A 12,785-nucleotide genomic window follows, 5' to 3' on the forward strand; every position below is an offset into this window, starting at 1 on the left:
ATGTGTACGTTTTTTTCCTTTTTGTTTTTTTGTAAAATAATATATAAATGATTTCTGTCCAAACTAAATGGACCAAACCGTCATAGTGGCATTGTCTCTAAAAAGTTGAAAAGCTGAATTCAGAATTTAGGAGGGAATTATGAACGATGAATCCAATGTACAGGTTCAAAATTTAGATCCGGAAATAAGTGAAGGTGAAGATGAAATTGAGAAAATAGATATTTCAAAAATATTAACTATAATATGGATTTTTATAATTTATAGTGAGTCTGTAATTTTTCAAAATTTGTCCGGCTTTTATCCGCTACAAAGTGTCTTATTCACTCTAATCATCATATTGCACATCCTCTTATACTTGCATGCTCATAGAGTTGCAAAATATTTTTCATGGGCTTATTTTGTTTTACAAGGGGGATTGATCTTTTTAAGTGCATTTCTTCTACCTGACAGCTTCTCCATTGTACTTGTTGGATTAATGCCCATTTTGGTGGGACAGAGTATAGGTATTTATTATAAGCCGCTTAAGGTCATTCTTGTATTTTTGGTCTCCTATGTACTTTTTTGTGTAGCTGTTGTTTGGCATAATGATGGCAATCAATTTGTGTTGTTCATCCCGCTATTTTTTCTAATTGCAGTTGTTATAGTGGCTTATGCCATTCTTTTTATCAAACAAGTCAAAGCACGAATCCGAACGCAAAACTTTCTTAAAGAACTTGAAATCGCACATCAAAAGGTCGAAGAACTTACACTTGCTAATGAACGACAACGTATGGCCCGTGATCTTCATGATACGCTGGCTCAAGGGCTTGCTGGGCTAATCATGCAACTTGAGGCAATTGATGCCCATCTGACAAAAGGAAGTACGCAAAGAGCTCAGGAGATTGTCCAACAATCTATGTCACAAGTGCGAAGGACATTGTCTGATTCAAGGCGAGCTATAGACAATCTGCGTTCGAAAACCATCTCGGAAGTTGATTTTGCAGAAGCAGTGCAGGAAGAAATACAGCGATTTACAATGGCTACGAGCATTCGTGTAATACGAAACATCAAAATTAAAGCTTCAGTCCCCAGACTGTTGTTTGAACATGGGCTGTTTATTATAAGCGAGTGTTTAACCAACGTAGCTAAGCACTCACATGCTAATAACGTATGGATTAATATTTTAGATAACGAAGGTACGATTGAAATCGAAATCCGCGATGATGGAAAAGGATTTAATACAGATATTATTGCCAAGCAAACAGGACATTACGGAATAATAGGTATGCATGAACGTGTACGGATGCTGGGCGGAAAAATTAATATTAACAGTATATTTCAAGAAGGTACAACTATAAAAATAGAGGCGCCTCTTACTAAAGGAGACCTATCATGAAATACAAGATTTTAATTGTAGACGATCATTGGGTAGTTAGAGAAGGATTAAAGCTGGTGCTGGAGACCAATGACAGTTATGAAGTTATTGGTGAAGCCGGGGAAGGTGCAACGGCTCTTAAATTGATCGAAGAACTTCAGCCAGATATCATATTGTTGGATTTATATATGCCACTAATGAGTGGTTTGGAAACCATGAAAGCCCTCAGAGAGAAACAAAATGAAACGCCAGTCATTATCCTTACTACCTATAACGAGGATGATTTAATGATTAAAGGACTCTCTTTGGGGGCAAAAGGATATTTGTTAAAAGATACCAGTCGGGAAAACTTATTTCAAACTATTGAGTCAGCGCTAAGGGGCGAAACGCTGCTTCAGCCAGAAATAACAGCAAGGGTGTTCGCTGCAACTAATAAGAAAGAAGCCAAGATAGAGTCACACGAAAAAAACTTAGTTCTGACTGATAAGGAAAGACACATATTAAAGTCTGTTGCACATGGTTTTAGAAGCAAGGAAATTGCGTTTGATATGGGGATTTCCGAGCGTACCGTAAAGGCACATTTAACGAATATTTATAACAAGCTTGGTGTTGATTCCAGATCCGAAGCAGTTGCCATTTCGTTGGAACGTGGTATTTTACAGCTTTAGAAGATAATAACTGAAAATATGTTATTTAATTGCCCAGTCGTACATAAGGTGCTTGCCCCTTTGTACGATTTTTTTGTTAGTCGACGTAATTGACAAAAAATTATTATTTCATTGACATAGTCCACTAAAATCATTACTATATTTGTTGCAAAAGTCCACTAAATAGGGGGAGTTATGATCAATATAGATGCTAACATCATAGCGGATATGAGGCGTTTTAATCGGTTCTATACTAATATACTTGGTGTTTTAGATAAACATGTGCTGGATAGCGGATATTCCTTTACCGAGGCACGTGTCATTATAGAGATCGGCATGATCGAGCCATGTATTGCGAATACTCTAGTCGAATCTCTAAAAATTGATCGCAGCTATATGAGTAGGATCATTGCTAAATTTTGCAAAGAGGGCTTTCTTGTTAAGGAAAATTCTAAGTTGGATAATAGAACAAATCTGATTCATTTGACACCTAAAGGAAAAGCGTTCTATAACCAACTGAATGAAAGGTCTGATGAACAAATCCTAAAATTAGTTCAAGGACTTTCAGAAGAAGAGATTAAAGAATTACATGCTTCTATGTTGTTAATTCAGAAGAAATTGGATAATTTGGAGAGGATACAGAATGATTCGATTTGAATGCGACTATACCGAAGGTGCCCATGAGCTCATATTAAAGCGACTATTGGAGACTAATGATGAACAAACCCCAGGTTATGGTGTGGACGAGCATTGTGAAAAGGCCAGAGATTATATTAAAAAAGCATGTGACTCCGAAAATGCGGATGTACACTTTTTAGTTGGAGGTACACAGACCAATACAACCGTCATTTCTTCTATTTTGCGTCCGCATCAAGGCGTCGTTGCTGCAGTTTCTGGACATGTTGCGGTTCATGAAACCGGAGCGATTGAAGCTACTGGACATAAAATACTTACTTTGCCAAGCGGGGATGGGAAGATCCGGGCCGAGCAGGTACAAGATTTGTATGACGCTCACTGGAATGATGCCGCTCCTGAGCATAGTGTACAGCCTGGTATGGTTTATATTTCCCAACCTACTGAGAATGGAACGATCTATAGTAAATCAGAGCTGGAAGCATTAAGTAGAGTCTGTCAAGAGTGTGGTTTACCACTGTTTATAGATGGAGCCCGATTAGGCTATGGCTTGGTGGCCGAAGATAGCGATGTATCTTTAGCAGATATAGCGAAGCTTTGCGATGTATTTTATATTGGTGGGACCAAAATTGGAGCCTTGATGGGAGAAGCAGTAGTCATTCTAAATGATACATTGAAAAAGGATTTCCGATACATGATCAAGCAAAAAGGGGGGCTGCTGGCTAAGGGACGAATGTTGGGCATTCAGTTTGAAACTTTGTTTGAAGATGGTTTATACTTTGAAATTTCCAAACACGCTATAGAGATGGCGATGTTGCTTCAAAACGGATTGTCTGGGCAAGGCTTTTCTTTTCAATACCACTCTACAACCAATCAGCAGTTTCCGATTTTACCAGATCGTATATTAAAGGCATTGAGAGAAAAATATACTTACTCCTTTTGGGAAAAGGTTGATGATACACATAGTGCTGTTCGATTCTGTACCAGTTGGGCTACGAAGAAAGAAAATGTTGAAATGCTGATTCAGGATATTAAAGCATTGCGATAAAGGTAATGGAAGAAAAAACGATTTATACAATCTTAAAGATGTAGAATGACTATGTAATAGGCCATACTTCGTTGCCTGCATTGCAGCGAAGTATGGTTTTTTTGTTGTGTATTTTACTTAATCCAAAGCGGCTTGTCTTTAGTTCCATGAAAGAGCAAGTGGATATAAAAATGGAAAAACAAGACAAGAGCGGATGTATAAAATCGGCGTCTGATTCTTTACACTGAATATCTACCGAACCTGCTTGCGGTACTGAAGAGGGGAGAGCCCGGTTATTTTTTTAAAGATTTTATTAAAGTGGGAAGCATGACCGAACCCGACATGCTCTGCAATATGCTGGATTTTGTCATTGGTGGTTCGCAGTCTTGTTTGGGCCGCCCTGACCCTCACTACGCGGATGTATTCGCTGAAATGAAAGCCAGTCAATTTGAGAAAGATGCGGCTTAGGTAAGCTGGACTAATGAAGAAGCAGGCGGCCACTTGTTCGAGGGTTAACGGTTCATTGTAATGGTCCTGAATGAAAGAAGAAATTTCTGTGATTTTCTGATGCATGGGATGAGAAGAAACAGGTTCACTACGCTCGACCGCTTCCGATCTGTGCACCAGGATAAGCATTTCCAGCAGCAAATGCTGTACGCAACGGTCATGCAGAGACTGCTTATTCCTGCATTCGGTATTCATTTGCAGGAATAGACGTTCAACTTCCACTTGCTCTCTAGCCGATAGGCGAAGCAATGCGGATTGCTGATACGGCGGCAGATCAAGAATGTCATGATCCTGTTGTGGGAGAAACGTTGGAGAAAAATGAATCAAAATGCGCTCCGTTTCCTCCAATTGCGTACTGGCGGTAGAGTGCAAGTCATGAGGAAGGATGAATATCAGATCGCCCTTGCGAGCGATGTATATCTTGCCGTTCATAAAATAGATGCGTTCGCCCCGCAGCAAAAAATACAGCTCGTAGCTCTCGTGAACATGAGGTCTTGGCATAACTGTGAAACCGGTACGGTAGATGTGATGAATGGAGAATTGTTGTTCTCCAATGACATATTTGTCGTCTTTCGTTTCATTCATGTGCTTCTTCCTTTGCAAATTAAGATAAGTAAGCGCATTCATATATCAACAGTATATATGACACCTGCCAACGGTAAAAGCAGAAAAGATTGATGAAATCGATACAATAAAGTACTGTGAACACATTTTGTTGCAACAAGAAAGTCGGTGGACTCCTCTGAATCGCAATGAAAGGAGGTGAAGACACTTCTGTACGTCTCGGATAGTATGCTTTTTTAAATATGCGCTGGTGTGAAAGAAAATCTTAGGGAGGAAACAGGATATGAGCAAGCAGCGTACATGGAAAAAGGTGTTATGTAATGTAGTAGTGGGTTCATTGTTGTTGACCTTATGCCCGCCACTGATCCAAGCGGAGGATGGTGCCGGGAGTCAGGCGGCGGTTGGGACAGAGATAGCTAAGGTGTCAAAAGTGACGACGGATATTCCGGCGTTTCCGGGGGCTGAGGGGGGCGGTAAATATGTTACCGGTGGACGCGGAGGTGAAGTATACGAAGTTACCACGCTGGCAGACTACGGCAAAGGGGAGCAGATGATACCGGGATCTCTTCGTGCAGCGGTCAGTTCCGATAATCGGACGGTAGTATTCCGGGTGGGTGGAACTATTCATCTCAAGGAGCCACTTAAAATCATGGGAAACAACCTGACGGTTGCTGGTCAGACAGCTCCTGGCGACGGCATAACTGTAAGCGATTACACGACAGGGATTGATGCAGATAATGTCATTCTCCGTTACCTGCGTTTCCGATTGACCGATCGTTACCCCAGTGAGGATGACGCGTTGGGAGCCAGATACCATAAAAACATTATGATTGATCACTGCTCCTTTAGCTGGTCGGTGGATGAGATACTGAGCCTGTATGACAACGTAAATACGACTGTACAATGGTCCATAGCGTCCGAAAGTATGCTAATGACCACGCACCAGAAAGGCCGCCATGGCTATGGCGGTATATGGGGCGGGCGGAATTCTACCTATCATCATAACTTGTTAGCTCACAATGCAAGCCGTAACCCGCGTTTTCCGACTGATAAAAAAGAAATTGACGCTGTGGAAATGACCAATAATGTCATTTATAACTGGGGATTTTTCTCTTCATACGGTGGGGGTGAAGGATCGTACAATGTGCTGAATAACTATTATAAGTATGGCCCCAACACATATCAGGACGTTCGTAGTCAAATCTTTGTGGACGTAGGTAGTGAAAAATATAAAACACGCATGTTTATTGGTGGTAATTACATGTACGGCAACGAATCGGTTACTAAAGACAACTGGCAGCTTGGAACATCCATTGGGTCGATTATTGACCCTTCCACCCGCCTGGCGGAGCCGATTGAAGTCAGAGGGGAATACGACAACGGAATTTCACCGGATGCGTATGGTCCATACCAAGCGACAGATGCACAGACCGCATACGCTGAGGTGCTTTCCAGCTCGGGAGCCACGCTGCCAAGAAGAGATGCGGTGGACGCCCGAATTATGAATGATGTGAAGAATGGAACGGGTGCGTTTATTAACTCTCCGCGTGAAGCAGGGGGGATTTACGATGATTATAACGTAACCACGACGGAGCTTTCTGACAGTGATCATGATGGAATGCCGGATGAATGGGAACGTGCCAATGGGCTGGACCCCAATAATGCAGACGACCGTAACAGTCAGGAGCTTGCTGGCACAGGGGCGTATGCTCATTTTACCAAGGGCTATACGAATCTGGAGGTCTATTTAAATGATCTAATCGAGAAGCTGTCGGATGGAAAAGAGGTAGATAATCCGGAGGCCGCCGTTCAGGTGTCTGATGCAAGCGGACGTTCACTGAAGCATAACGATATTTTGGAAGCAGGACATAATGCCAGAATAACAGCAACGGCCAAGGACAAAGATGGTATTGCTCACGTTGAGTTTATTATTGACGGTGAACTTGCTGGTAAAGTAGAGACTACGCCTTATCATCTCGATTGGAACCATGTAACGGACGGTACCCATTATATTGTTGCACGGGTGACCGACCGCAAAGGGACGGCTACCTTTTCCAATCCTGTTACCATTCACGTCAACACGACCACACCTTCGGGAAGCTGGCTCAGTGAAGAGATTGGCTCAGAGGGCCTCAACGGATATATAAAAGGGCATACTCAGGTATTAAAAGAAGACGGAAGTGGCAGCAGCATACGATTGAAATCAGCAGGAGACGTTGACGATAAGGCCGACTTTTTCCATTATGCTTATCAGAAATGGGAGGGAGACGCTGAAATTACAGCGCGTGTGGAGAAAATTACCCCTGTGGATGATAATGCCGAAGCGGGTGTAATGATTCGTGAATCACTGAAGCCTGGATCAAAAATGGCTTTTATGGCTTTAGCATTTGTTAAATATGGTAAACAGGGTACTCTTATCAGTCGTGATCAAACGGATGGTAAAACCAATCGTGCATCTATGAAAACATTTATTCCAACACCATATTCGGTCCGTCTTGTGCGACAAGGGCAAAAGCTCACCGGATGGGTATCCGCAGATGGTCTGACGAACTGGGAGAAAGTAGGTGAAACGGTCATGGACTTACCGGATAATCAACCATTACTGTTCGGATTAGCTACCGATGCATCCAAACCACAAAACGATGTGTGGAATTACAATACGTCGGAATTCAGCAATGTCACGATCCGCAAGCTGACAGAGTCAGGAGGAACTCCTTCCACTAGCGTGGTTGTATCGACCTATGGACCTGCTGACTTTACATCTCTCCAGACAGCTATTGACGCGACCCCTGACAACAGCAACACAAGGACAGTTATCCATCTCAAAAACGGTACGTATCGTGAAAAAATAAAGGTGAATTCCTCCAAAAAAAATCTGAGCATTATCGGAGAAGATCGGGAAAAAACGATCATTTCTTTTGATGATACGGCCAAAACGGTGGTGGACGGAAAAGAATTAGGAACAAGCAACAGTTATACAATGCGTGTGCAAAGTCCTGATTTTGTGTTAGAGAATGTGACGATTGCCAATACAGAAGGGACTGGGCAGGTGCAGGCTGTAGCGTTATATGCCGAAGGTGATCGTGGTAAGTATCACAATGTCAAAATTACCGGTCTACAGGATACGTTGCTTGTGAACCGTGGTAGACAGTATTTTAAGGACAGTTACATCAGTGGCAGCGTTGATTTTATATTTGGCAATTCACCTGCCGTGTTTGATAATTCGATTATACACAGCCTGCGTGCCGGATATGTGACAGCAGCTTCAACCGAAGAGAACAAGCCGGGTTTTGTATTTACTCAATGTCGTCTGACAACGGAAGATGGATTGACAGGCAAGGTGGATCTTGGGCGGCCATGGCGCCCTTACGCTCATGTTACTTTTCTGAAGACGTATATGGATGACCATATCAAGCCGGGCGGCTGGAACAATTGGGGTAAGGAGTCCAATGAGCAGACCGCAAGATTTGGAGAGTTCGACAACTATGGACCAGGTGCAGTAAGTACCGGGCGTGTACCGTGGGCCAAACAGCTTACTGCCGAAGAAGCAAGCCAGTACACCGTAGAAGCTGTCCTGAGCGGGACAGATCATTGGAATTGGCGCCTTTAAATTTGATGTTCAATGGTTAAGCGGGGCATACGCTTCTAGCGTTCAGCCTCGCTTATTTGTGTGTTGAGTAGGATACATACTTAATTCTCAATATTTAAAAATACTTGTTTATATGGTAAATGTTCGCTATGTTAAGTGTATGATCCATATTTACTTTTCTCTTCATATAGTAGGTGATATTTTTTACAAGAAGCAATCTTACATTTATTGCGAATTGAAATTTATTATTGATTTCGGAGGTGTAAAGTATGGCACGTGTGTTAGTAGTGATCACGCCTGCTGAAGGTCATGTTAATCCGACACTAGGATTAGTTAAGAGGTTGGTAGACAGTGGGGAGAAAGTTGACTATGTGTGTACGGAAGAATATCGCACGAGAATACAACAGACAGGAGCCCAAATGATAACCTACCCTTTTGTTGATGATGCTTTTTCCCAAGACTCTGATTTAAAGCCAGCAGAATACAAACATCATTATCAATTTGTGTACATGATGGTAAAAGGTATGATTCTTCCGATTATTCCAGAGGTTTTGAGAGTTATTGAAAACAGAACCTATGATTATTTAATCTATGATTCTTTGATGGGCTGGGGAGGCACGATTATTGCTGAGAAGCTAGGAATCCCTGCTGTGTGCTCTATCGCTTCTTTTGCTTTCGTAGAGCCATTGGGATCGGGGCAAGGCATGAATGACAATGATCCGGAGGTAAAAAAGTTGTACACGGCTACGATGCAAATAACGCATCAACTAGCTAATGAGCTTCAGGTTGACGCTCCGGCTATAGAAGAGATTGCTCCTCATGGCGGGCGCTTAAAAATAGTTTACACAAGCCGCTACTTTCAACCGCAAGCCGAAAATCTGGATCACAGTTTTATTTTTACAGGTCCTTCTATTGTACCACGTAAAGATGCTCCATCTTTCCCGTTCGAACAACTTCGTGTTCTGCATCCACAGGCGGTTTACATTTCAATGGGTACTATTTTGAATAAAGACTTGGAATTTTATAAGCTTTGTTTTGCAGCATTTCACGATTTGCCTGTGCAGTTTGTGCTGTCTTCAGGCAATTATACAGATATGGAGCCATTGGCCCCGTGTATCCCTGACAATTTTATAATCAAGCCTTATATTCCGCAATTGGAAATGCTTCAGCATGTGGACGCTTTTGTTACACATGCGGGGATGAACAGTACAAGTGAAGCCCTATATTACAATGTGCCGCAGGTCATGATTCCTTTAACATCGGATCAGCCGATCGTAGCCAGTCGGGTGCAGGAACTGGGAGCGGGTGTTGTTGTGGATAAAAATGAGCTTACACCCGCTAGTTTGAGAGCTGCCTTATTAGAAGTATTGAGTCATCCAGCCTATAAACAGCAGGCACATGTGATCGGCGAATCATTACGGCAGGCTGGCGGGTATAGACATGCGGCGGATACCATTATGAGCCATTTCTCCACAATAGAAAAATAATTGCTAGACTATAGACTGTGATTCCTTTCTTGTAGAGCAGCCGATTTTTTAAACTCTAATTTTTTTGAAATCGCCAGAAGACCAAGGGAGCAGAGGATCAGGGCCAAGCATACCCAATAGGAGTTTCGATACCCCATCCATTGAGCGGTTAATCCGCCCATCAAGCTCCCCGCCAGTCTTCCGATGGTTGTCGCATTGGAATACAGCGTCGAGGCGTACCCAGGAAGAGATGGCAACAAATCCTGCATGTAGCTGATGCCAATGGCCGAAATCACTGCAACAAAGAAGGCTAGAAGAAGCTGCCCCACGAATAGCTGCCACATCTCCGTAGACATAAGGACGAGGAGATAATAGATCACCCCTGTTAATGCCCCTAAAAATACAAGCAGACGGTTGGAGTATTTAGCAGCAAGTACGCCCAACATGAGCATCAAGGGTATTTCTAATATTGCGCAAATGCTGGATACTAGAGCAACGTCACTCGTGTCCCCTTTTAAATTGTGAATGATGAACAAGGATATATTCAAATTATTCATCCAGTGAGACGTATAGAGCAGAGTAAGAACTGAAAAGGGGATCAGAATCTCAATATTTTTATGTAATGTAATGTTATGAAGTGAAAGTTGATTCTTATGTTTATGCTGAGCGGGAGGCTGCTTGATAAAAAAGAATAGAAGAACAGCAATGAGAACAAAAATACAGGTCGTTCCCATAAAGATACCTTTAAAGCCGGTATGTGCAATCAAAAAGGAACCAAAAAGCGGCCCGGTAATAAAGCCAAGAGAAAACATAGACCGAAGCGTTGAATTAGCAAAGGCGTGATCCGCAGATTTACTGCGATCTACTGCTTCACGTGCACTGGCAAATAACTGCGGCATCCCAGGAGCACCAATGGCCGTAAAGATAGTCATATAAACAAAAAGTACATAAAAATTTTGGATTACAAGATATCCTGCAAATGCTATCGCATTAAATAACGTACAAATAACCAAAATTTGTTTGCGATCTAATCCAGTATCAGAACGTTTGGCAATCAGAGAGCTTATCCATATACCACAAATCAAAGTCACAGCTGTAAAAACACCAAAGGTTCCAACAGATACGCCCAGTGTAGTTGTGAAATATACAGCCAAAAAAGGTGCGCTGATCGATATAGCCATGCCTTGCAATAACATACAGATCATAAATAATGGGTAGTTAGGGATAACGAAAAGATTTTGAATACGCTTTAGCATTTCATTTTTACACCCCTTCAGTTTTAGAAGCAGAAACATATCCATCCTATCTAAACTATATATGACTTTAGCATAATTTGTATATTTACATTGTATAAAATATTATATATTATTTTTTCCTTTGATGAGCAGGTCATATGCGAGGTCATATACAGGCAAAGATACGGTATCAGGAGTGGGGTGTAGATGTGTAGTGGAATTATCCTGTAGGGTTTGCCTTAAAGGCTGAAGCGGTCTACGAACTGCTTGATCAGTTCGTTCAATGGTCCGGCGGCCTTCGTAGGAAGGCGGTGATCAACTTTTTTTATGAAAACAAGTTCACTCTTCGGCAATTGTTTATTTAATATTTTGGCATAAGGATGAAAGTGTTTATCCTCTTCACCATAAACGAGCAGGACAGGAAGATGGATTTCCCCGAGCCGTGAGGTACAGTTGTACTTCAAGCTGTACCGGTAATATTGTTCGACATTTCTGGGATTTCCCTGTTTCGCATCATTGAATAACTTACGGAACAAAGATAACTGTTTCGTTTGTGACCAAGCATTAGAAATCGCAATCGTGCCGACTGCTCCGATTTTGGAGAGAGCAATGCCCACAGAAATTTTGTTTTTTAGTCGCCATTCGTTTACTTCCGACATTCCACTGATCACGATGCCTCCCCATGCCCGATCCGGATAGGTCAAGAGAAATTCAAGCACTATCGAGCCTCCGGTAGAATATCCACACAAAAAAACTTTATCTATGCTCATCCGGTCCATCAACTGTTTGATATCCTGGGCGATTAGAGGGTAAGTAACGGTCTGTTTGGAAGGCTGACTCTTACCGTGTCCTCTGATGTCAAAAGCAATCGTTCGAAAATGAGGCGATAGCCCTTGGATTTGGTATGTGAAATTTAAGCTTGTGAGTACCGGAGGGTGAATGAAGAGGATGGCGAACCCTTTTCCGGAATCAATATAGTGCATCGAGTATCCGTTTATGTTTGTAGTAGTCATTGTTATATTCCTCTCCCATTGAAGATTTTGGTTTTACTGAAAAAAATAACTCGTGATATAAAAAACATTTTCGGAATCGTTTTATGACCCTACAATCATAATTCTGATCTCTAAACAATCGAATATATTCTTTTTCATTACGAATATACTCCCCGTTGTCGTACCATTTCATAAACCAGTTACATAGCGGTTTTTTCTTGGATAAACAGGGTTCCATAACGACAATGGTTCCGTTAGGCTTTAGAATTCTTTGAAATTCCTTCATGTAACTTGATATTTCATCCGAAGAAATGTGGTGTAATACAGCGATAATAAGTATGTAGTCGAACGACTCATTATCAAATGAGAACTTCTTACTATTTAATACTTGAAATGTATGGTGGCTATATAATCGCTTTGCATAATCAATTCGTTGGGCGTCAGGATCAATCCCAACATAATACAACGGGTGAAACATGGAGCAATTTGCCCCAGTACCGCAGCCAAAATCCAGTACAGTTTGGCCATCAAAAGAAAAATGGGAATGTACATGATCATGGATATATTTTTTAGTAAACCATTTCGGACGGACAAACCAATGATAAAGTCTAGGTGAGAACGGAATGTTAATGGGAATTCACCATCTTTCTAATTATTCGAGTCACTAAAGATAATTTGGCCTATTAGATCAAAAAAATTCATTTCGGAATAATTTTTTTTAGTGTAAGCAAAAATAAAAAAATCAAGGGAATTGTGTTTTTCAAAGAAGGG

10 protein-coding genes are annotated in these 12,785 nt (G+C 41.7%); 6 read left to right on the forward strand and 4 right to left on the reverse strand.

The window, feature by feature from the left end; translation table 11 throughout:
- Positions 1-139 precede the first annotated feature (139 nt).
- The 4 genes from AC6EJC_RS15030 to AC6EJC_RS15045 all read left to right on the forward strand — a co-directional run bounded on the left by AC6EJC_RS15030 (position 140) and on the right by AC6EJC_RS15045 (position 3,682).
- Complete coding sequence (locus AC6EJC_RS15030; protein WP_444954666.1) at positions 140-1,375, forward strand: sensor histidine kinase; 1,236 nt, start codon at positions 140-142, stop codon at positions 1,373-1,375.
- Positions 1,372-2,022: a response regulator gene (locus AC6EJC_RS15035; RefSeq protein WP_444954667.1), complete on the forward strand. Its 651-nt coding sequence runs from the start codon at positions 1,372-1,374 to the stop codon at positions 2,020-2,022. The genes AC6EJC_RS15030 and AC6EJC_RS15035 overlap by 4 nt, the downstream gene beginning before the upstream one ends.
- A 174-nt stretch (positions 2,023-2,196) precedes the next feature.
- Positions 2,197-2,658, forward strand: coding sequence for a MarR family winged helix-turn-helix transcriptional regulator (locus AC6EJC_RS15040; RefSeq protein WP_444954668.1), 462 nt, complete (start codon positions 2,197-2,199; stop codon positions 2,656-2,658).
- A complete protein-coding gene (locus AC6EJC_RS15045) occupies positions 2,645-3,682 on the forward strand; it encodes a threonine aldolase family protein (protein WP_444954669.1) in 1,038 nt (345 codons plus the stop codon). The genes AC6EJC_RS15040 and AC6EJC_RS15045 overlap by 14 nt, the downstream gene beginning before the upstream one ends.
- A gap of 231 nt (positions 3,683-3,913) precedes the next feature.
- Here the strand turns inward: AC6EJC_RS15045 and AC6EJC_RS15050 are convergent, their stop codons facing one another.
- Positions 3,914-4,753 (reverse strand): helix-turn-helix transcriptional regulator, encoded by an 840-nt coding sequence (locus AC6EJC_RS15050; protein ID WP_444954670.1) that lies wholly within the window; start codon positions 4,751-4,753, stop codon positions 3,914-3,916.
- Positions 4,754-5,015: 262 nt separating this feature from the next.
- Here AC6EJC_RS15050 and AC6EJC_RS15055 point away from each other — a divergent pair, with 262 nt between their 5' ends.
- Positions 5,016-8,342 (forward strand): pectinesterase family protein, encoded by a 3,327-nt coding sequence (locus tag AC6EJC_RS15055; protein ID WP_444954671.1) that lies wholly within the window; start codon positions 5,016-5,018, stop codon positions 8,340-8,342.
- A 248-nt stretch (positions 8,343-8,590) separates the two neighbouring features.
- Complete coding sequence (locus AC6EJC_RS15060; protein ID WP_444954672.1) at positions 8,591-9,808, forward strand: macrolide family glycosyltransferase; 1,218 nt, start codon at positions 8,591-8,593, stop codon at positions 9,806-9,808.
- An 8-nt stretch (positions 9,809-9,816) separates the two neighbouring features.
- On the opposite strand, the gene AC6EJC_RS15065 is transcribed toward AC6EJC_RS15060, so the two are convergent.
- The 3 genes from AC6EJC_RS15065 to AC6EJC_RS15075 all read right to left on the reverse strand — a co-directional run bounded on the left by AC6EJC_RS15065 (position 9,817) and on the right by AC6EJC_RS15075 (position 12,651).
- A complete protein-coding gene (locus tag AC6EJC_RS15065; RefSeq protein WP_444954673.1) occupies positions 9,817-11,043 on the reverse strand; it encodes a sugar efflux transporter in 1,227 nt (408 codons plus the stop codon).
- 218 nt (positions 11,044-11,261) lie between these two features.
- Complete coding sequence (locus AC6EJC_RS15070; protein WP_444954674.1) at positions 11,262-12,035, reverse strand: alpha/beta fold hydrolase; 774 nt, start codon at positions 12,033-12,035, stop codon at positions 11,262-11,264.
- On the reverse strand, positions 11,992-12,651 hold the full coding sequence (locus tag AC6EJC_RS15075) for a class I SAM-dependent methyltransferase (protein ID WP_444954811.1): 660 nt from the start codon (positions 12,649-12,651) through the stop codon (positions 11,992-11,994). Before AC6EJC_RS15075 ends, AC6EJC_RS15070 begins: the two co-directional genes overlap by 44 nt.
- Positions 12,652-12,785 lie beyond the last annotated feature (134 nt).

The sequence above is a fragment of the Paenibacillus sp. TY11 genome, assembly GCF_059772165.1.